Raw genomic sequence first — 20433 nt, 5'->3', positions numbered from 1 at the left:
CGTTTTCATGGGAAAAACGATGATTATCGGTGCGGGCGGCGTGGCGAGCGTTGCCGTGCATAAATGCTGTCAGAATCCCGAGGTGTTTGAGGAGATCCTCATCGCCTCGCGTACGAAGTCAAAATGTGACGCGCTGAAGGCGAAACTGGACGGCGGCAAAACGAAGATTCACACCGTTGCCGCAGATGCAGACGATGTACCTGCCCTGACGGCACTTATCAAGGACTTTCAGCCCGACGTCGTGCTGAATCTGGCACTCCCGTATCAGGATCTGCACATCATGGATGCGTGTCTTGCGGCGGGGGTTCACTATGTGGATACGGCGAACTACGAGCCGGAGGATACGGCGAAGTTTGAGTACAGCTGGCAGTGGGCGTATGCGGACCGCTTCCGTGCGGCAGGGCTGACGGCTCTCCTCGGCTCGGGGTTTGACCCCGGTGTGACGGGTGTCTTCAGCGCCTATGCAATGAAGCACGAGTTCGACGAGATCAACTACATCGACATTCTCGACTGCAACGGCGGCGACCATGGCTATCCCTTTGCAACGAATTTCAACCCGGAGATCAACATTCGAGAGGTGTCGGCAAACGGCAGCTATTGGGAGGACGGCGCGTGGGTCGAAACGAAGCCGATGGAGATCAAGCGTGTCTATGACTTCGCCGAGGTCGGCAAAAAGGATATGTACCTCCTTCACCACGAGGAGCTGGAGTCTCTCGCGAAGAACATCAAGGGGATCAAGCGCATCCGCTTCTTTATGACGTTCGGCGAGAGTTATCTGACGCATTTGCGCTGCCTCGAGAATGTCGGCATGACCTCGATCGAGCCGATTGACTTTGAGGGAAAGAAGATCATCCCACTCCAGTTTCTGAAGGCAGTGCTGCCAGATCCCGCGAGCCTTGGGCCGCGGACGAAGGGCAAGACGAACATCGGCTGCATCTTCCGTGGGAAGAAGGACGGTGCAGAGAAGAACTACTATCTTTACAATGTCTGCGACCATGAGAAATGTTACGCCGAGGTCGGCTCGCAGGCGGTCGCCTATACCACGGGCGTACCTGCGATGATCGGTGCAATGATGGTCATGACAGGAAAGTGGCGCAAACCCGGCGTCTTTAATGTCGAGGAGTTCGATCCGGATCCGTTCATGGATGCGCTGAATCGGTGGGGGCTGCCGTGGCAGGAGAGCCATGACCCCGTGCTGGTGGATTGATGGCGGCGAATGCATGGCGTGCGGAGTGGAATGAGGTTCCCACGCCGTCCTATCTCGTCTATGAGGAGCTTTTGGAGAAGAATCTCAAAGTCCTTGCCGAGGTCGCAGAAGATACGGGAGCAGCGATCCTCCTCGCACAAAAGTGCTTCTCCATGTATCACTACTATCCGCTGATCGGGCGCTATCTGGCAGGGACGACAGCGAGCGGCATCTACGAAGCGCGTCTCTCGCAGGAGGAGATGGGCAGAGAAAACCACGTCTTTAAGCCCGCCTATGAGGATGAGGAGATCGAGCAGCTTGCGTCGATCTGCGATCATATCATCTTTAACTCATTTTCCCAGTGGGAACGGTTCGGCACAGCGGCACGTCTGCACGGTGTATCCTGCGGGATGCGCATCAACCCCGAGTGTTCGACGCAGGATCATGCCATCTACGATCCGTGTGCACCGGGGTCACGCCTCGGCGTAAAGATTGCGGACTTTCGCGAGGATCTCCTCGCGGGGCTCGACGGCCTGCACTTTCATACACTCTGTGAGCAGGGAGCGGATGCGCTTGAAGAGACGCTTGATGCCGTAGAGGAAAAGTTCGGGAAGTACCTCCATGGGATGAAGTGGCTGAACTTCGGCGGAGGTCACCATATCACGCGTGTGGGCTATGATATTTCCCTGCTCAAGAAGCTGATCCGCCGCGTACAGGAAAAATATCATGTGGCGGTTTATCTCGAACCGGGCGAGGCGGTTGCGCTGAATGCGGGATTTCTCGTCTCTGAGGTACTCGACGTACAGGCGGGCGGGAACGTGATCCTGAATACTTCCGCCGTCTGCCACATGCCGGATGTCATCGAGATGCCCTACCGCCCGCCTGTCGTCGGCGCGGGCAAAGCGGGAGAGAGGGCGCATACGTACACGCTGGCAGGTCCAACCTGTCTGGCGGGCGACACGATTGGGACCTACTCGTTTGACACGCCGCTGTGCATCGGTGACCGCGTTGTATTCGGCGATATGGCAATCTATACGATGGTGAAGAACAATACGTTCAATGGGATGCCGCTGCCGCATATCATTGCCGTCTCTCCGCAGGGAGAATGGGAGACGGTACGCACATTCGGCTATGATGATTTTAAGATGAGACTTTGACCAAAGGGGAGAACTGTTGTGAGGGCAGATTCTCTCTTTTTGAATAGATATTGCCTATGACAAACTAACTTGTGTTTATTTCTGCGCCGCCTTATAATATTCCCATAGAAGGGAGCAGATCGTATGAAAGAGAACGCGGAACTGAGCCGCAGAAACTTTCTCAAAGGGAGCGCATTTGCGTTGGGAGGACTCGTCGCTGCGCCGACACTGCTGACGGGCTGCGCCGCGAATCCCGACGATCACCTCATCCCGCCCAAGGCACCGGAAGGAGCACCGCCGCCGCCCGCATGGCTTGGAACAGCACCGGAGATCCCGGCGGAAAAAATCAGCGATACGTACAGTGTGGATATTGTCATCGTCGGCGCAGGACTTGCAGGCCTGACGGCGGCGCGTGCAGCATCGGAGCACGGAGCATCCGTCCTCGTTATGGAACGCGCGAGCACATGGCAGTGCCGCAGCGGACAGTTCGGCACGATCGGCAATCGCTATCAGCGGGAGCTGGGCATCAGCTTTGACAAGAACGCCGCCATCCTCGAAAATATGAAGCAGATGGGCTATCGTGCCGATCAGCGCATGTGGAACTACTGGGCGGAGCACAGCGGCGAGGATTTTGACTGGATGCTCGACCTCGCTCCTGCCGTCCACGTGATGAAGGAGACGGATACGGAGCTCGACCGCGCAAAGATCAACCTGCAGATGATGCACTATCCGCTCCCGTCGGGGTACAATCGCAGCGAGGAGAACAGCCCGACCTATCCGACGGTGATGACGCTCCTGCCGAGTCAGGAGCCGCTGCTGACGCTGGTCTATGAAAAATGTCTCGCGCAGGGATGCAAGTTCATCTATGCAACGCGTGCCAAGAAGCTCGTCCGTGAGGCGGACGGCGGGCGTGTGACGGCGGTGATCGGCGAGGACATTCACGGAAAGATTGTCCAGTGTACGGCACGCAAAGCCGTGATTCTGGCGACAGGGGACTACGGCAACAACAAGGAAATGATGTCGTATTTTGTTCCGTGGGCAGTCGATTATCTGAACGTCTTCCCAAATCGCGACGCGTGGGATACGCCGACGAATACGGGCGACGGACATCGCATGGCGGCATGGGTCGGCGGCAAGATCGAGGACGGTCCTCACGCGCCGATGATCCATACGCTCGGCGGTCCGCTCGGTGTCGATGCCTATCTCCTGCTCAACGACGACGGACAGCGGTTCGTCAACGAGGATATTGGCGGACAGCAGCTCTCCTGCGCCATTTATCGTCAGCGCGGCAGCTACGCATGGCAGATCTTTGATGACAACTGGCCGGAACAGCTGGGGGCGATGGGGGTTTCCCACGGGAGCGTAAACCACTGTGTTCCTGCCGCAGAGAACCCGAAACTTCCGCCTGACTGTCAGTGGGCGATCGGACGGACGTCCTATACCTCGCGCGAGGATCTGGATAAGACGCCGGGACTCATCAAGGCGGGCAGCATCGAGGAACTCGCGGCGGCACTCGCGCCGGACCGCCCTGCCGTACAGCGTACGATATTGGCGGAGATCGCACGCTATAATGAGCTTGTCAATGCGCATCAGGACCGGGATTTCGGTAAGGCCGCGAAGCGCCTCTTTCCCCTTGAGAAGCCGCCGTTCTATGCGGGCAAGATGCTTGGCGGGGCTCTCTTGGTCAATATGGGTGGACTGACGGTGAACCCCGAGGACGGCAACGTACTGGATGCAGAGTACCACGGCATCCCAGGACTGTATGCGGCCGGAAATACGCAGGGCGGACGCTTTGTCGGAGATTACCCTGTGGTGACGGCAGGCGTCAGCCATGCCTTTGCGCTCGTCTATGGGCGGCTTGTCGGCAACGTTGCGGCGCAGCTCTGAGAAAGGCGGGACAATGAAGATGTTTCAGAAATTCAAAGAGCCGCGTACCCTATTGGTGCTCGTGATCGTACTCGCAGCGTGCGGCTTCGGCGGACTCGCTATCCTTTCCCAGGTCAGTGCAAACCCTGCGTTCTGCGTGAGCTGTCACAATATGCGGCCCGAGTATGACAGCTATGCGCAGGGGAATCTGCTCGCAAAGCAGCACGCAGATGCAGGCGTAACCTGTCACGACTGTCATGAGCCGACGCTGCTCCAGCAGATGAATGAGGGCTGGCTCTTCGTAACGGGGAACTATGAGAACCCCATGCCGAAGTACGGCTATACGAATGAGCAGTGTCTCTCCTGCCACACCTTTGAGGGGATCAAACAGGCGACGGCGCAGTATGGCAAGGAAAATCCGCACGACCCCGTGCATCTGGCGGGCAATGAGAATCCGCAGAACTGTGCGGACTGCCATTCGATGCATCATCCACAGTCGGCAAAGAAATGTACGGCCTGTCATCCTGTGAGCTGGAAACTGGATTCCAGTTGGGAGAAGTAGGGGAGAAGGCAAAGTACCTTGACAATATCCATGTAAACAAAAATAATTATTAAAAAGTATAAATTTCTATTGACATGAAAAATCTTCCGTGCTATGATGTGACCATCAAGAGAACAACGATGGCCGTGCGAATGACGGGCGGCCGTTTCCATCATCGAAGGAGGATATTTATGTCACTCATCAACAAGGAAATTAGCGATTTTAAGGCAGATGCTTTCCAGAAGAAGGCAGGCGCACAGGGCGAGTTCACGCAGTACACGAAGGCGGATCTCAAGGGCAAGTGGAGCGTGTTCTTCTTCTATCCGGCAGACTTTACGTTCGTCTGCCCGACGGAGCTTGCCGATCTGCAGGACGAGTATGCAGAGTTCCAGAAGCTCGGCTGCGAGATCTTCGGTGTCTCCTGCGACTCCCACTTCGTCCACAAGGCATGGCATGAGAGCTCCGAGCTCGTCGGCAAGATTGCCTATCCGATGCTCGCTGACCCGACAGCGAAGCTTGCACGTGATTTTGACGTCTACATCGAGGAGGACGGGCGCGCTGAGCGCGGCACGTTTGTCGTGAATCCCGAGGGCAGGATCGTCTCCTATGAGGTGAGCGCGGGCAACGTCGGCCGCAACGCGAAGGAGCTCCTGCGCAAGGTACAGGCACTGCAGTTCGTCGCGGCACATGGCGATGAAGTTTGTCCCGCACGTTGGAAGCCGGGCGAAAAGACACTGAAGCCAAGCTTTGATCTCGTCGGTAAGCTTTAAGCCTGTATCGTAAGGGCACTTCGCGAAAGCGCTCGCGGAGTGCTTTTTCCTGTGAATCGGACAAAGAGGTGGTTTCGTGGATAAAATGTATGATGCCGTGATCGTCGGCGGGGGACCGGCAGGACTTTCCGCCGCCATCTATTTGGCGCGTGCCAAGTGCAAGGTGCTTGTCATTGAAAAAGATAAGATCGGCGGACAGATTACCATTACCGCTGATGTCGTGAACTATCCTGGGACGGGAAAAGTGAGCGGCACCGAGCTTGCGGCTCAGATGGAGGCGCAGGCACGTGGATTTGGGGCGGAATTCATCAGTGCCGAGGTCACTGCACTCACACTGAATCAGGACATTAAGAAACTGGAGACAACGGCAGGAACGGTACAAGCACTCAGTGTGATCTTGGCTACGGGAGCAAATCCGCGTACCGTCGGGTTTGTCGGTGAGGAGCAGTTCCGTGGACGCGGCGTTGCCTATTGTGCGACCTGCGATGCAGAGTTCTTCACAGGAATGGATATTTTTGTCGTCGGCGGAGGGCTTGCAGCGGTGGAGGAAAGTATCTTCCTCTCGCGCTATGGCCGTTCCGTTACGATTATTGTGCGCGGTGACAGGTTCCGTGCACCGCAGACGGCAGTGGATGCGCTTGCGGGGTATCCGAACATCAGCGTGCGGTTCAATACCGTAGTGGAGCGTGTCGGCGGAGAGGAGCTGATCTCTTACGCCGATTTTCGAGATGAGGTGACTGGAGCAGTCGAGCACCACATGGCAAAGGAAGGAGAGACGTTTGGTGTTTTCGTCTTTGCCGGCTACGTCCCGAACACATCGCTTTTTCATGATCAGATTGCCCTGAATGAGAAGAACTACATCATTACGAATGAGGATAAGGAGACAAATATCAAGGGAGTGTTTGCTGCCGGTGATGTCTGTATCAAGTCCCTTCGCCAGGTGGTGACGGCAGTCTCCGACGGTGCAGTCAGTGCTGTCTCTGCCGAGCGCCACGCAGCAGCGACGCGCGATCGGCTGAAACTCCCCTCGTTCCCACGCCCTGATGTAGATCCAAAGCGCTTCGAACAGCGCAAGACATCGATTGAACAGAAGTCGGCGGCGCGCGATGACGATGGCTTTATATCGCCGGAGATTCGTGAACAGCTGGCATCCGTTTTTGCGAAATTCGAGACATCAATCTGCCTGCTTGGACACTTTGATCACAGCGAATTTTCCTCTGAACTGCGCGGCTTTATGGAGGAGTTTGCCGGTCTTACCGATAAGGTAGACTGCAAAGAAGCTGAGACGCCGACAGAGGAACCTGGCATAGAGATTCTCCATGCTGATGGCACTTCGAGCGGCATTGTTTTTCATGCTGTTCCGGGGGGGCATGAGTTTAATTCGTTTGTTCTTGCTCTTTATAATGTGGCAGGGCCGGGGCAGGAACTTCGTCCTGAGACACGTGAGAAGATCGCGCAGATCTCCACATCTGCCGATGTCAAGGTACTCATGTCTCTTTCCTGCACGATGTGTCCCGATGTAGTGTCAGCCGTGCAGAGGATCGCAGCAGAGCATATGGGTGTGCGTGCAGATATTTACGATATTCGCTATTTTCCTGACCTGAAGAAGAGGTACAATGTTATGAGTGTTCCCTGTATGATTGTTGGGGAAGATCTGTATTTCGGCAGGAAAAATATTGATGAGATCGCTGATGTATTGGTCAATCGTACCTGACATGCTATGCCTATGAGCAGGGCGCAGAAAGGTACTTTTGAATAGATGTGTATTGTATTTGTGGAAGGAGAACTATGATGGAACTAAAGGGATCACAGACCGAAAAGAACCTCTGGGCGGCATTTGCAGGGGAGTCGCAGGCACATACGAAGTATCTCTACTATGCTTCGCAGGCAAAAAAGGACGGCTACCAGCAGATTGCGAACATCTTTGACGAGACGGCACGCAATGAGAAGGCACACGCAAAGATCTGGTTCAAGCTGGTACACGGTGTCGGCGATACGAAGGAAAATCTTGCCGATGCTGCTGCCGGCGAGCATGGTGAGTGGACGAGCATGTATCCTGAGTTTGCCCGTGTGGCACGCGAGGAGGGGTTTGACAAGATTGCCCGTCTCTTCGATGCAGTCGGCAAGATCGAGAAAGAGCATGACGAGCGCTATAAGATCCTTCTCTCGAATGTGGAGGAGAGCAAGGTGTTCCGCCGCGATGAAAAGATCATCTGGCAGTGCCTGAACTGCGGCTATGTTTGTGAGAGCCCGCAGGCGCCGGCAAAGTGCCCGGTCTGCGAGCATCCACAGTCGTTCTTCCAGCAGTTGGTGCAGAACTACTAAGGAAACTCTGTGATACGCATACAGCAAAAATCCCCGCCGCAGGCGGGGATTTTTTATGAGATATGTCGTCCTTTATTCATAATATTTCAATAGACTTTGTGTCCCTTCTGTGCCGACGCCTTTCTCCTCAAGAGAGCGCGCTTCACAGAGTACCTGTTCGAGCACGGGAAGGTCGATGCCGTATTCCTTTCCCGTTTCGGCACCGATTGTCATATCCTTGACAAAATGCTTGATCATGAATCCCGGTGCAAAGTCTCCGTCCAGTGCTTTGCGGAGCATATTGCTCATCTGGAAGCTCGCTGCTGCCCCTCCTGAGATGGAGGAAAAGACCTTCTCTGCGTCAAGCCCTGCGGCACGCGCATAGGCGAATGCCTCACAGGCGCCCGCCAGTGCTCCCGCGATGGCAATTTGATTTGCCGCCTTGGTTTTTTGTCCTGCGCCGGCACCGCCTTCGTAGACGATATTCTTGCCCATTGCGGCAAAGACGGGCTGCATGGCATGAAATGCATCTTCATCGCCGCCGACCAAAATGTTCAGCGTGGCTTTGCGTGCGCCCATGTCCCCGCCTGTGACGGGGGCATCCAGCGCGTGGATGCTGCGCTTCTTTGCCTCCTCATAGATGCGTACGGCAAGCGATGGGGAGGAGGTCGTCATATCGGCAGTGTATGTGCCTGCGGAAAGGTTTGCGAGAATGCCGTCCGCGCCAAGATAGATCTCCTCCACATCCTTTGGATAGCCGACGATGGTGATGACGGCATCCTGCCCGGCCGCACATGCACCCGGGCTTTCGCAGTAGCGGGCGCCGCGTGCGGTGAGAGGTTCTGCCTTGCTCTTCGTGCGGTTGTAGACGCTGAGCTCGTACCCTGCATCAATGAGATGCCCTGCCATTGACACACCCATGATGCCAAGTCCGATGAATCCAATTTTCTTCATGATATTCCCCTCCAATTCCTCTGAGATGCTTCGGTTTTAGTCTAACAGGATGGCACGAAAAATCAAGAGAAATGGCAGGATTTTTTCAATGGATTCCGAATCTTATACATAAAGAATAGGAACGTTCAGATTTGAATTACAGTAGGAAGGACGGATGACGGATGCGACTGGAATTTTTAGGGGCAGCACATGTCGTTACGGGCTCGTGTTTTCTGATCCATACGGGCGACCATAAGTATCTGGTGGACTGCGGTATGTATCAGGGCACGCGACGGCTGCGCGAGATGAACTATGAGCCATTCCCGTTCAACCCTGCTGAGATCGATGCGGTCTTTCTGACCCATGCGCATATTGATCACTGCGGTCGTATTCCGCGTCTCGTCCGTGAGGGGTTCAGCGGAAAAATCTATGCCACGCGCGCGACCTGCGATCTCGTTCGCATTATGCTGCCAGACTCAGCGCATATCCAGGAGAGCGATGCAGAACTGCTGAACCGTAAGAATGCGCGCCGCAATGAGGCGCCGATCACACCACTCTATACGCAGGCAGATGCCTTTGCGGCACTGGAGCACTTTATGCCGGTGCTCTATCAGGAGACTGTGCAGGAGGGAAATGTCAGCGTGACCTTTCACGATGCGGGGCATATCCTCGGCTCTGCGATCCTCGAGATCGTGGTGCGTGAAGGAATGCAGGAGTCAAAGCTTGTCTTTTCAGGGGATCTCGGACAGCCGCATCAGCCGATCCTGCGCGACCCCGAACTGATGACGGGGGCGGATTTTCTCGTTGCGGAGTCCACCTACGGTGACCGCATTCATCGTGATTATGATAAGGAGACGGCTCTGCTCGAGGTCATACGGGATACGATGGATCGCGGCGGCAATGTCATCATCCCGTCTTTTGCTGTTGGACGGACACAGACGCTCCTCTATTACTTTTACAATCTGTGGAAGGAGGGGCGGTTGGACGACGACATACCGATCATCATCGACAGCCCGCTTGCCATCCAGGCAACGCGAGTTTTCCTCAAAAACTATGAGGACTTCGATGAGGAGACGATCGCATTCTTTGGTGCGGAAGGGATGACTCCGGCATTCCCGCAGGTACGCATCGCTGAGACGGCGGCAGAATCACGCGCACTCAACTCGGCAGAAGGCTCGGCGATTATCCTCTCAGCGTCCGGGATGGCAGATGCAGGGCGTGTACTCCATCATCTGAAGCATAACCTTTGGCGGCCGGAATCCACAGTTCTCTTTGTCGGCTATCAGGCGGAGGGCAGCCTCGGGCGGCGTCTTGTGGACGGCATCAAGCGCGTGCGTATTCTCGGCGAGGAAATCGCGGTTAAGGCAAAGATCCAGGTGTTGGATGGCTTTTCTGCTCATGCGGATGCAGAGCAGACCGTGGAGTGGATGCGTTCGATCACCTCGCCGCGTCCCGCTAAGGTGTTTCTTGTACATGGCGAGGGACAGGCACAGGAAGCGCTGAAGGAACGCATTCAGGAGGAGCTTGGACTGGAAGTATATGTGCCTTTTTTGGGCGATCTCGTGACGATCCAGGGGCGGAGTGCCGTGCTGATTCCTTCGAATATCCCGTCGGTTTCCGTGGAGGCGGAGATGGAGGATGCGCTGCGTGATTTTGATGCAGAGTACCGTTTGCTGCGCAAATCGATCATTCGCGCTGTCATTCGTCAGCCAAAGCTGATGGAGCCGATTGTCCGCGCCCTGATGAAGGCACGCAGTTACTTCAAAAAACTGATCGCGCCGTATAATATATGAGGAGAGTTTTCCTTTTCGGCAGTGACCTTAAGGCAAAGAGCTGTGATGTGTGTGCTTGCATCCGTTTATGAAATACGTTAAAATAGGGAAGTCTTTGGTAAGACTTTCTTATTTGAATATGACGAAGGGGAGAGGGACATGTCCCTCGTTTTCCTATGGGAATCGCTGAATGGATCAGTGCTTCCTATGGATATGATGGGTGGTGTAATCGTGGAATTTCCATTTCGTGTGGGTGTGGATGTCGGCTCGACGACCATCAAACTGGTCGTTATGGGGGAGCAGCACGAAATCCTGTATAAAAATTACGCACGGCACTTCTCGGAGATTGGCAAGGCACTGCAGGAGAATTTGAGCCAGCTGCGCGATGTCGTCGGCGAGGCGAAGTTCACATTTGCCCTCACGGGGTCAGCAGGCATGGGCATTGCACAGCGCATTGGCCTGCCTTTTGTGCAGGAGGTTGTTGCGTGCGCCTCGGCAGTGCGGCGGCTCATTCCTGCAACTTCGACAGCCGTCGAGCTCGGCGGTGAGGACGCCAAGATCACGTACTTCGGCGATGCGCCGGAACAGCGTATGAATGGTGTCTGTGCAGGGGGGACGGGCTCCTTTATCGATCACATGGCATCCCTGCTCTCAACGGATCCAATCGGGCTGAATGCCCTTGCCGAAAAGGGAAAGCGCATCTATGCAATCGCCTCGCGTTGCGGGGTTTTTGCCAAGACAGATGTTCAGGCACTCATGAACGACGGTGCGGAGAAGGCAGATATTGCGCTTTCGATCTTTCAGGCGGTGGTCAATCAGACGATCGGCAACCTCGCACAGGGGCGTCCCATTGAGGGCAAGGTTGCCTTTCTCGGCGGACCGCTTCACTTTCTCCCGGAACTGAAAAGACGCTTTATCGAGACGTTGAAGCTTGACGAGGATCACGTCGTCAATGTGGATTACGGGAATTATTTCGTCGCGGTCGGCGCGGCGCTCTCCGATGATGCCAAGGCAACTGATATGCGGGAGATGGAGGCGTGTATTGCGCGTGCAGAGGCAGCTGCGGCAGCGGAAACGCGTACGGCGGACTTTGTGCTCTTTAAGGATGCGGCGGATTATGCCGCGTTCAAGGAGCGGCATGATCGGGATCGCGTGCGGCGCGGTGACCTTTCGGCCTATCGCGGTCCAGTCTGGATCGGCATCGATGCCGGCTCGACGACGACGAAGCTCGTCGCCGTCGGAAAAGACAAGGAGCTGCTTCACACCTATTACGGCAGCAATCAGGGCTCGCCCCTGCGCTCGGTCATCGAGGCACTGCGGGACTTCTATGCTGTGATGCCCGCGGGCTGTCACATCGCAGGCGCTGTGACGACAGGCTACGGCGAGGCGATTGTCAAGGCGGCACTTCATGCGGACGGCGGTGAGGTGGAGACCTTCGCCCACCTGCGCGCTGCACAGGAGTTCTGCCCTGAGGTGAGCTTTGTGCTCGATATCGGCGGACAGGACATGAAGTGCTTCTTCGTCCAGAACGGCAGTGTTGGCAATATCACGCTCAATGAGGCGTGTTCGGCAGGCTGCGGATCCTTCATCCAGAACTTTGCCGAGGGGCTGCACATGACGCCGGCGGAGTTCGCCGCCAAGGCGATCGACGCAAAGGCACCCGTTGACCTCGGCACGCGCTGTACCGTCTTTATGAATTCCAAGGTCAAGCAGGCGCAGAAGGAGGGGGCGGAGGTCGCCGACATTTCGGCGGGCATTGCTCTTTCTGTCGTAAAGAATGCTCTCTTTAAGGTCATGCAGCTGAAGGATGTTCATGCCCTCGGCGACCACATTGTCGTGCAGGGCGGGACGTTCTACAACGATGCCGTCCTGCGCTCCATCGAGAACCTGCTCGGCAAGCACGTTATCCGTCCCGACATCGCAGGACTGATGGGCGCATACGGCGCGGCGATCCTTGCGATGGAGGCGGGGACGGAGCACTCCTCTCTGCTGGGCGCGGAGGAGTTGGGCGCGTTTTCCGCCAAGACGAGCACCTACCGCTGCGGAAAATGCGGCAACAAATGTCTCATCACGATGCAGCAGTTCCCCAATGGAGAGCGTTACTTTACGGGCAACCGCTGCGAGCGCGGCATCGGCGGCGAGAAGGCAGCGGATGAGACGCCGAACATCTACAAGTTCAAGTATCGCCGCCTCTTCAAGCACTATCAGTCGCCGGATGAGCCGCGCCGCGGCCGCATCGGCATCCCGCGCACGCTCAATATGTATGAGGACTATCCGTTCTGGTTCACCTTCTTTGATCGGCTTGGTTACGGCGTCGTTCTTTCAGGAAAGTCCTCTCCTCAGCTGTTCTATAAGGGCATGGCGACCGTTCCGTCGGATTCCCTCTGTTACCCGGCAAAGCTTGCCCACGGGCATATTGCCGACCTCATCGAAAAGGGCGTCGATACGATCTTCTATCCGTGCGAACCGCACAACATGGAGGACAAGACCGACTCGTCGGCGAACAACTACAACTGCCCGATTGTCGCATCCTATGCGGAGAACATCCGCATCAACATGGATGTCCTGCGTGAGAAGCACATCCGCTTCCTGCAGCCGTTCCTGCCCATCAACGACCGCAAGCGCATGATCGAGCGGTTGGTGGAGGAGTTTGGAAAAGCCGAGGGCATCGGCAGGGCGGAGATTACCGCGGCAGTTGATGCCGGCTATGCCGAGATTGAGCAGTATCGTCAGGATGTCCGTGACTATGGGCAGAAGATCCTCGACCGTATTGAAAAGACGGGCGAGCACGCCATCCTGCTCGCGGGTCGTCCCTATCATATTGATCCCGAGATCAATCACGGCATCCCCGAGATGATCCAGTCCTATAAGCTGCCGATTCTCTCCGAGGATGCAGTATACCACATGCCGGTCAGCAAACGGCGTCTGCAGGTCGTCAATCAGTGGAGTTATCATGCACGTCTTTATCATGCGGCACAGTTCGTTGCGGAGCATCCGAACGTGACGCTGATTCAGCTGAGTTCCTTCGGCTGCGGTCTCGATGCACTCACGACGACAGAGGTACGCGAGATCCTCGAGTCGCATGAGCGGATTTACACGATGATCAAGCTCGATGAGGTGTCAAACCTCGGTGCAGCGCGCATTCGTCTGCGCTCGCTGATCGCGGCTCTCGCGCGGCGGGAGATGCCCGTCTATCATGACGCGCCTGTCATCGAGCGCCCGCGTTTTACCGAGGACTGCCGGAAGACGCATACGATTCTCGCCCCACAGATGGCGCCGATTCACTTTGATCTGTTCCGCACGACGATGAGAAAGCACGGCTATAACGTCGTCATTCCGCCAATGCCGGACAAGGCGGCCATTGACCTCGGTCTGCGGTACGTACACAACGATATGTGCTACCCTGCCATCGTCGTCATCGGACAGCTCCTCGCCGCACTGAAGGCGGGGCTGTGCGATCCCGATCACACGAGTATCGCGCTCTTTCAGACCTGCGGTGCCTGCCGTGCGACCAACTATCTCGGTGTCCTGCGCAAGGCGCTGCGTGATGCGGGTTTCCCGAATGTTGCGGTCTTTGCCGTGCGCGGTCTTCCCGAGGAGACGGATTCCTTTGCATTCAACCGCGAGATGATGGTCGACGCCATCAAAGCGGCGATCTACGGCGATCTCCTGATGAACGTGCGCAACCGCATGATGCCGTACGAAATGGTCAAGGGGAGTACGCAGGCGGCATATGAGAAATGGATGGCGCGCGCAAAGGAGGAGCTGCTGCACGGCAGCGTCTTCAAGTTCCGCCGCATGGTGAAGGACATTGTGCGTGACTTTGACCATATCCCCATCGACGAAACCTTGTGGAAACCAAAGGTCGGCATCGTCGGCGAAATCCTCGTCAAGTACCACCCCGTCGCGAACAACGACATCGAAAAGGTACTGATGGGGGAGGGGGCAGAGGTCGTGATGCCCGACTTCGTCGACTTCTTTCTGTACTCCGCCTACGACCCGATCGCACAGCACAAGCTGCTCGCTGGCTCGTATAAGGATCGTCTCTATGGACGTATGTTTATCAAGGTGATCGAGTTCTTCCGCGCACCAATGCGCAAGGCGCTGAAGGAGAGCCGTCACTTCCGTCCGCCGCAGTCTATCGACCATACGGCGGAACTCGCAGCACGCCACGTCAGCCTCGGCAACATGGCGGGGGAGGGATGGTTCCTCACAGGTGAGATGGTCAAGCTCATCGAGGAGGGCGTCCCCAACGTCGTCTGCCTGCAGCCGTTCGGCTGTCTGCCGAACCATATTACGGGCAAGGGCGTTATGCACGACCTGCGTAAGGCATATCATGGGGCAAATATCACGGCGATCGACTGCGATGCCGGCTCAAGCGAGGTCAACCAGCTCAATCGACTGAAGCTGATGCTCGCCGTGGCAAAGGAACGTCGTCCGCAGACGGCACAGATGATGTCTGCCAAGAGTGAGATGGCAGGGCAGCATTGAAAACTTGACACCGATTGAGATGTTGTACAGTGTACAGCATCTCTTTTTGTTTGCGAAAAAACGTTCCGCGAACAAATTTTTCTCAAAAATATGTTCGAAAATACTTGACCGAACACATTTTCTGTGATATCTTATATACGAACAAAGGTTTTGAGAATACATATAAGATATGATGGGTTCGGAGGCATGGATATGAGACACAGAAAAACCCGCAGAACAGTAAACAAAAGGTACGTTGCCGTTCTTCTCGGCATGATTGCCTTTGTTTGGATGGGCATCTCCGCGCTGCATTTGACGAATCCCTATCTTCGTTCCGCCGATTTTGTCGAGGTATCCGTATCGAGTGGGGAGAGTGTCTGGTCGATTGCACAGACCTATGCGGCAAGGGAGTCAACGGCAAAGGATCTCGAGGAGGCGATCATCGAGGTGAATGATCTGCCGCCGGATGGTGCTGTCTATGCGGGGCGTCATCTCCGTGTTCCCATACTTGCCTCGGGAGAACAGCTCCAGGCAATGGCAGAGCACAAAGTCCTTGACACAGAGAATTGACCGCCTTATAATGACGTTACCGTTTAGGGTGGAAACAGACAGCCTTGTCCCTATGGGATGGATTTCCTATCCCATAGGGACAAGGCTTTTTGTATAGGAATTGCAGAATTTATCCGTGATTCCGGATATGGGAAGGAGAGCGTTCTATGGTAAAGCTGACACTGCCGGATGGATCCGTTCGTGAGGCAGAGGCAGGGACGACAATACTGGACGTAGTTAAGGGGATGAGCAACTCACTGGCGAAGAAAGCACTTGCGGCGAGTCTTGATGGTGAGGTCGTCGATCTGACAACGCCTGTGACAAAGGATGCAGCACTGCGTGTGCTGACGTTTGAGGATGAGGGCGGACGCCATGCGCTGCGCCATACGGCCGCGCACGTTATGGCACAGGCGGTAAAGCGCTTGTATCCAGAGAGCAATGTGCAGCTGGCGATCGGACCTGCGATCGAGAACGGTTTTTACTATGATTTTGATATGGAGCATCAGCTGACGGATGCCGATCTTCATGAAATTGAAAAGGAAATGAAGAAGATCGTCAAGGAGAACTTCCCGCTCGTGCGTCGTGAGATTTCACGTGCAGATGCGATTGCCCTCTTCCGTGAGAAGGGGGAGAACTACAAGGTGGAGCTGATCGAAGATCTGCCGGAGAATGCAGTGATTTCCCTCTACACACAGGGGGAGTTCACTGATCTCTGTGCTGGCCCTCATGTTGCATCGACGGGGAAGGTCAAAGCATTCAAGCTGCAGAGCGTGGCAGGTGCTTATTGGCGCGGCAGTGAGAAAAACAAGATGCTGCAGCGCATCTATGGCACGGCATTCGAGAAGCAGGAGGAATTGGACGCCTATCTGCACATGCTTGAAGAGGCGGCAAAGCGTGACCATCGAAAACTGGGCAAAGAACTCGATCTTTTCAGTCTGCATGAGGAGGGCCCGGGGTTCCCGTTCTTCCATCCGAACGGCATGGCGCTGCGCAATGCACTGCTCGACTATTGGCGTGAAGTACATCGTCGCTATGGCTATCAGGAGATCAGCACGCCTGTCATTCTCAGCCGCAAACTGTGGGAGACATCGGGGCATTGGTTTCATTACCGTGAGAATATGTATACCACGGAGATCGATGATGAAGATTATGCCATTAAGCCGATGAACTGTCCCGGCTGTATGCTTGTTTACCGTTCCCAGCTGCACAGCTACCGTGATCTTCCCCTGCGGCTCGCAGAACTTGGATTGGTGCATCGCCATGAGCTGTCGGGTGCACTGCACGGATTGTTCCGTGTCCGCAACTTTACACAGGACGATGCACATCTCTTTGTAACTCCTGATCAGATTGAGGGTGAGATCCAGCATACGATCGATCTCTTCGATGAGGTCTACCGCACGTTTGGGCTGACGTACAAGGCGGAGCTCTCGACGCGCCCCGAGGACTCGATGGGGACGGACGAGATGTGGGAACTCGCGACGAACGGCCTGCAGAAGGCGCTCGACAATCGCGGACTGGACTATGTCGTCAACGAGGGGGACGGCGCATTTTACGGCCCGAAGATCGACTTCCACCTGCGCGACTCCATCGGACGTACGTGGCAGTGCGGAACGATACAGCTCGATATGAGTCTGCCCGAGAAATTTGATCTCACCTATGTCGGCGAGGATGGGGAGAAGCATCGCCCTGTCATGCTGCATCGTGTGGTCTACGGTTCCATCGAACGCTTTATCGGCATTTTGATCGAGAACTATGCGGGCGCTTTCCCCGTATGGATGGCACCCGTGCAGGTGCGTATTCTGCCAATCACGGAACGTCATGCAGAGTATGCGGAAAAGCTCTACAAAAAGATGTTTGACTGCGGTATCCGTGTCGAAATTGATGAGCGCAATGAAAAAACGGGCTATAAGATTCGTGAGAGCCAGGTCAAGAAGACTCCGTATACAATTGTTGTCGGAGATCAGGAGCAGGAGAGCGGCACCGTTGCTATGCGCAAGTATGGCGAGAAGAACAGCACGACCATGTCTTCTGATGACTTCATTGCTCTTGTGCAGGAAAAGATTGCGACACGCGCGCAGGAGTATTGACAACAGGATAATGTCTGTGGTAATATAACTTTCGTTGAAAGCAGAAGCCACCGCTTCTCCCCTGCGGACAACAGATGTCCGATGGGTTTTATGAGAGAATATCAGGGTGGCTTTATGCCGCCCTTTTCTATTGCCGGATGGCGTAATCTTGCGCATCCGTACCAGGAGGTGTTCTTGCCATAAGCAGGGAATCTTTGCGAATCAATGAGGAAATCCATATCCGTGAGGTGCGTGTCACCAGTGCGGAGGGGGAACAGCTTGGCATTATGCTGACGCGCGATGCCCTTCGCATGGCGGAGGAGCAGCATCTCGACCTGGTCGAGGTGGCACCGAAGGCGAAGCCGCCTGTTTGCCGCATCATGGACTTTGGGAAGTTCCGCTATGAGCAGCAGAAACGAGAAAAAGAAGCAAAGAAGAAGCAAAAGACCATCAGCATCAAGGAAGTCAAACTCCGTCCAAACATTGATGAGCACGACTTCAATGTCAAGCTGAAGAATGCGCTCCGCTTCGCTGAAGAGGGCAACAAGGTCAAAGTGACGATCATGTTTCGCGGAAGAGAGCTCTCTCATCCGGAACTCGGACGTGCGGTTCTCGACCGTGTCTCCGAGCGTTTGGGGGATCTCGTGTCGATTGAACGCGGTGCAAAGCTTGAGGGAAAGAACATGACCATGATTCTTTCCCCAAAGGTGCAGAAGCCCGCCAAGACGGCGAAACCCGCGAAACAGGAAGATAAAGGAGGAAATGGCGATGCCGAAAATTAAGACGCGCCGTGCTGCAGCAAAGCGCTTCACCGTAACCGGAGGCGGAGAGTTCCGCCGCAATAAGGCGTATAAGAGACATATTCTGGAGAAGAAGACGCCGAAGCGCAAGCGCAACCTGCGCAAGGCGGCGCTTGCCGACAGTTCGGACTACAAGCGCATCCGCAAGATGCTCCCCTACGCATAATCGGGGCAAAGAAGAAATCTCCCATATGTGGGTAGGAAACAGGAGGAATTGCCATGCCAAGAGTAAAGAGCGGTGTTACGGCACACCGTCGTCATAAGAAGATTTTGAAGCTCGCAAAGGGCTATCGTGGTTCGCGCAGCAAGCAGTTCAAAAAGGCAAATGAGACCGTCATGAAGGCGCTCTACTATGCCCGTCGTGATCGTCGTGCGAAGAAGGGGACGTTCCGCCGTCTTTGGATCGCCCGCATCAATGCAGCAGCGCGCGCGAACGATATATCATACAGCCGCTTTATTGCGGGACTGACAAATGCAGGCGTCGAGGTCAACCGCAAAATGCTTGCCGATCTCGCCGTTGCCGATGCGGCTGCCTTCACGCAGCTCGTGAACGTTGCAAAGGAAAATCAGTAAATTACTAAGGAGAGAAGCCTGATGAGTCAGCGGATTCATCAGGCTCTTTTTATACGATCATGAAAAAGATTGAGATAATCACGAGTGCGGAAAATCCGCTCATTCGACGTCTGGCCATGCTCATACGCAGTCCGCGCCGCGCCGTCAAGGAAAATGTTTTTTTTGTTGAAGGCCTGCGCCTTGCAGAGATGGCTGTGCAGTCGAATTGGGCGATTTTGCACGCTGTGGTGACGGAACATGCCATGAAGATGGAGCGGATGCAGTTACTGCTCACGAAGCTGTCCGCACGTAATATACCAATTGCATCTGTCTCAGAGCGGCTGTTTTCTGCCTGTTCGGAGACGGATTCCCCGCAGGGGATTATACTGCTTTTGCAGCGCCTCCCGTGTACGCCTCTTGAGGAAATGGTACAAGTTACTGAAGGGCTGCCGCTTTATCTTGCCCTGGATCGGGTGCAGGATCCAGGCAATGTGGGGACGATCCTGCGCACAGCAGATGCGGCAGGTGCATCTGGGGTGATCCTCCTGCGCGGCTGTGCGGATGTATATGGCAGCAAAGTTGTTCGTGCGGCGATGGGATCGCTGTTTTATTTGCCCTTTGTCACTGGCGTGGATGAAGAAGACCTCGTCCGCTTCGCAAAGGAAAATGTTCTGTGTTTCTATGCTGCCGCCTGTGATACGGATGGCGTGACACATTTTGCGGCGGAGCTGTCCCGTCCGTCGCTCGTCGTCCTCGGCAACGAGGCAAACGGGGTGTCGGAGCGGCTTCTGCGCGCAGGACAGCATCTCTATGTTCCCATGTGTGGACGGGCAGAGTCGCTCAACGTCGCTGCTGCTGCCACAGCCATCCTTTATGAAGCAATACGTCAGCGCAAGTATGCAGGGATTTAAGGAGATAAATTCAGACCCATCCTCTTGACGTATTTTTTGTCCGCGTTTCGGCGAAACATCTGCCGAAGTACACTGCAATGCGCCTGATTTTTCATCTCAGACGAGCAAAAAACCTTCGCCCGTCTGAGGGATTTCATTGGATCCGTGATTCCAAAAAACTGCTGCACAAGTGTGTGATCTTTGCGCAGCAGTCTATGCTATATCTGTTGTCTTTATTGTTGTTTTGGAAGCATTGCCAGCAAACGTTCTTTTGAGATAAGCCCAATGGACTCGTTGATCGGCTCACCATTCTTGAAGAAAATGAGGATTGGCATACTCATTACGCCGTATCGTTCGGCGATATCCTGTGCTTCATCCACGTTGAGCTTACAGATCTTGACATCACTGCGCTCTGCTGCGATCTCTTCCAACACTGGGATGAGCATACGACATGGTGTACAGTAGGCGGCCCAAAAATCGACGATGACCAGCCGCTTTTCCTGCAGAACTTCCGTGTAAAATGTTTCCCGTGTCAACTCCAGCACAGCCATGGTCTGCACCTCCTTTATGGACTTTATTCATACTGCCTTAATGTATC

Annotated in this window: 17 protein-coding genes; 15 read left to right on the top strand and 2 right to left on the bottom strand. The window is 55.1% G+C overall.

The window, feature by feature from the left end:
- Positions 1-7 precede the first annotated feature (7 nt).
- From HMPREF0908_RS02025 to rbr, 7 genes are all read left to right on the top strand, one after another.
- Positions 8-1207, top strand: a complete 1200-nt coding sequence (locus HMPREF0908_RS02025) for a saccharopine dehydrogenase family protein (protein WP_040572333.1) — start codon at positions 8-10, stop codon at positions 1205-1207.
- Complete coding sequence (gene nspC / locus HMPREF0908_RS02020; protein ID WP_006689757.1) at positions 1207-2343, top strand: carboxynorspermidine decarboxylase; 1137 nt, start codon at positions 1207-1209, stop codon at positions 2341-2343. Before HMPREF0908_RS02025 ends, nspC begins: the two co-directional genes overlap by 1 nt.
- Before the next feature lie 123 nt (positions 2344-2466).
- On the top strand, positions 2467-4209 hold the full coding sequence (locus HMPREF0908_RS02015; protein WP_006689756.1) for an FAD-dependent oxidoreductase: 1743 nt from the start codon (positions 2467-2469) through the stop codon (positions 4207-4209).
- A gap of 13 nt (positions 4210-4222) precedes the next feature.
- The gene (locus HMPREF0908_RS02010; protein WP_006689755.1) at positions 4223-4750 is read left to right on the top strand and encodes a NapC/NirT family cytochrome c; all 528 of its coding nucleotides are present in this window, start codon (positions 4223-4225) and stop codon (positions 4748-4750) included.
- A gap of 170 nt (positions 4751-4920) precedes the next feature.
- Entirely contained in the window at positions 4921-5499 is a 579-nt protein-coding gene (gene ahpC / locus HMPREF0908_RS02005; protein WP_040572332.1) for an alkyl hydroperoxide reductase subunit C, read from the top strand.
- 85 nt (positions 5500-5584) lie between these two features.
- Positions 5585-7213, top strand: coding sequence for an FAD-dependent oxidoreductase (locus HMPREF0908_RS02000; protein WP_006689753.1), 1629 nt, complete (start codon positions 5585-5587; stop codon positions 7211-7213).
- A 77-nt stretch (positions 7214-7290) separates the two neighbouring features.
- Positions 7291-7824 carry a rubrerythrin gene (rbr, locus tag HMPREF0908_RS01995; protein WP_040572330.1) on the top strand — a complete coding sequence of 178 codons (534 nt, stop codon included), beginning with the start codon at positions 7291-7293 and terminating at the stop codon, positions 7822-7824.
- A 72-nt stretch (positions 7825-7896) separates the two neighbouring features.
- Here the strand turns inward: rbr and HMPREF0908_RS01990 are convergent, their stop codons facing one another.
- Positions 7897-8757 carry an NAD(P)-dependent oxidoreductase gene (locus tag HMPREF0908_RS01990; protein ID WP_006689751.1) on the bottom strand — a complete coding sequence of 287 codons (861 nt, stop codon included), beginning with the start codon at positions 8755-8757 and terminating at the stop codon, positions 7897-7899.
- A 161-nt stretch (positions 8758-8918) separates the two neighbouring features.
- On the opposite strand from HMPREF0908_RS01990, the gene HMPREF0908_RS01985 reads away from it, so the two are divergent.
- From HMPREF0908_RS01985 to HMPREF0908_RS01950, 8 genes are all read left to right on the top strand, one after another.
- Positions 8919-10529 carry an MBL fold metallo-hydrolase RNA specificity domain-containing protein gene (locus tag HMPREF0908_RS01985; RefSeq protein ID WP_006689750.1) on the top strand — a complete coding sequence of 537 codons (1611 nt, stop codon included), beginning with the start codon at positions 8919-8921 and terminating at the stop codon, positions 10527-10529.
- 186 nt (positions 10530-10715) lie between these two features.
- A complete protein-coding gene (locus HMPREF0908_RS01980) occupies positions 10716-14999 on the top strand; it encodes a 2-hydroxyacyl-CoA dehydratase (RefSeq protein WP_040572490.1) in 4284 nt (1427 codons plus the stop codon).
- A 252-nt stretch (positions 15000-15251) separates the two neighbouring features.
- A complete protein-coding gene (locus HMPREF0908_RS01975; RefSeq protein WP_040572489.1) occupies positions 15252-15548 on the top strand; it encodes a LysM peptidoglycan-binding domain-containing protein in 297 nt (98 codons plus the stop codon).
- A 146-nt stretch (positions 15549-15694) separates the two neighbouring features.
- Positions 15695-17614: a threonine--tRNA ligase gene (thrS, locus tag HMPREF0908_RS01970; RefSeq protein ID WP_006689746.1), complete on the top strand. Its 1920-nt coding sequence runs from the start codon at positions 15695-15697 to the stop codon at positions 17612-17614.
- Positions 17615-17808: 194 nt separating this feature from the next.
- A complete protein-coding gene (gene infC / locus HMPREF0908_RS01965; protein WP_006689745.1) occupies positions 17809-18375 on the top strand; it encodes a translation initiation factor IF-3 in 567 nt (188 codons plus the stop codon).
- Positions 18362-18559, top strand: coding sequence for a 50S ribosomal protein L35 (gene rpmI / locus HMPREF0908_RS01960; RefSeq protein ID WP_040572329.1), 198 nt, complete (start codon positions 18362-18364; stop codon positions 18557-18559). Before infC ends, rpmI begins: the two co-directional genes overlap by 14 nt.
- A gap of 53 nt (positions 18560-18612) precedes the next feature.
- Positions 18613-18966: a 50S ribosomal protein L20 gene (rplT, locus tag HMPREF0908_RS01955; RefSeq protein WP_006689743.1), complete on the top strand. Its 354-nt coding sequence runs from the start codon at positions 18613-18615 to the stop codon at positions 18964-18966.
- A gap of 59 nt (positions 18967-19025) precedes the next feature.
- Positions 19026-19856 carry a TrmH family RNA methyltransferase gene (locus HMPREF0908_RS01950; RefSeq protein WP_006689742.1) on the top strand — a complete coding sequence of 277 codons (831 nt, stop codon included), beginning with the start codon at positions 19026-19028 and terminating at the stop codon, positions 19854-19856.
- Between the two features lie 212 nt (positions 19857-20068).
- On the opposite strand, the gene trxA is transcribed toward HMPREF0908_RS01950, so the two are convergent.
- Complete coding sequence (gene trxA, locus HMPREF0908_RS01945; RefSeq protein ID WP_006689741.1) at positions 20069-20386, bottom strand: thioredoxin; 318 nt, start codon at positions 20384-20386, stop codon at positions 20069-20071.
- Between the last annotated feature and the right edge of the window lie 47 nt (positions 20387-20433).

Source organism: Centipeda flueggei ATCC 43531 (assembly GCF_000160695.1).
GTDB classification, from domain to species: domain Bacteria; phylum Bacillota; class Negativicutes; order Selenomonadales; family Selenomonadaceae; genus Centipeda; species Centipeda flueggei.
The sequence above is the reverse complement of the archived record's forward strand: the minus strand, read 5'-3'. Positions and strand labels throughout refer to the sequence as shown.

Coding starts and splice junctions, on each gene's coding strand:
- rbr (WP_040572330.1), top strand. CDS start 7,291: ATGGAACTAAAGGGATCACAGACCGAAAAGAACCTCTGGGCGGCATTT.
- HMPREF0908_RS01985 (WP_006689750.1), top strand. CDS start 8,919: ATGCGACTGGAATTTTTAGGGGCAGCACATGTCGTTACGGGCTCGTGT.
- ahpC (WP_040572332.1), top strand. CDS start 4,921: ATGTCACTCATCAACAAGGAAATTAGCGATTTTAAGGCAGATGCTTTC.
- rpmI (WP_040572329.1), top strand. CDS start 18,362: ATGCCGAAAATTAAGACGCGCCGTGCTGCAGCAAAGCGCTTCACCGTA.
- HMPREF0908_RS02015 (WP_006689756.1), top strand. CDS start 2,467: ATGAAAGAGAACGCGGAACTGAGCCGCAGAAACTTTCTCAAAGGGAGC.
- HMPREF0908_RS01990 (WP_006689751.1), bottom strand. CDS start 8,757: ATGAAGAAAATTGGATTCATCGGACTTGGCATCATGGGTGTGTCAATG.
- HMPREF0908_RS01950 (WP_006689742.1), top strand. CDS start 19,026: ATGAAAAAGATTGAGATAATCACGAGTGCGGAAAATCCGCTCATTCGA.
- trxA (WP_006689741.1), bottom strand. CDS start 20,386: ATGGCTGTGCTGGAGTTGACACGGGAAACATTTTACACGGAAGTTCTG.
- nspC (WP_006689757.1), top strand. CDS start 1,207: ATGGCGGCGAATGCATGGCGTGCGGAGTGGAATGAGGTTCCCACGCCG.
- rplT (WP_006689743.1), top strand. CDS start 18,613: ATGCCAAGAGTAAAGAGCGGTGTTACGGCACACCGTCGTCATAAGAAG.
- HMPREF0908_RS02010 (WP_006689755.1), top strand. CDS start 4,223: ATGAAGATGTTTCAGAAATTCAAAGAGCCGCGTACCCTATTGGTGCTC.
- HMPREF0908_RS02000 (WP_006689753.1), top strand. CDS start 5,585: ATGTATGATGCCGTGATCGTCGGCGGGGGACCGGCAGGACTTTCCGCC.
- HMPREF0908_RS01975 (WP_040572489.1), top strand. CDS start 15,252: ATGATTGCCTTTGTTTGGATGGGCATCTCCGCGCTGCATTTGACGAAT.
- thrS (WP_006689746.1), top strand. CDS start 15,695: ATGGTAAAGCTGACACTGCCGGATGGATCCGTTCGTGAGGCAGAGGCA.
- HMPREF0908_RS01980 (WP_040572490.1), top strand. CDS start 10,716: ATGGATATGATGGGTGGTGTAATCGTGGAATTTCCATTTCGTGTGGGT.
- HMPREF0908_RS02025 (WP_040572333.1), top strand. CDS start 8: ATGGGAAAAACGATGATTATCGGTGCGGGCGGCGTGGCGAGCGTTGCC.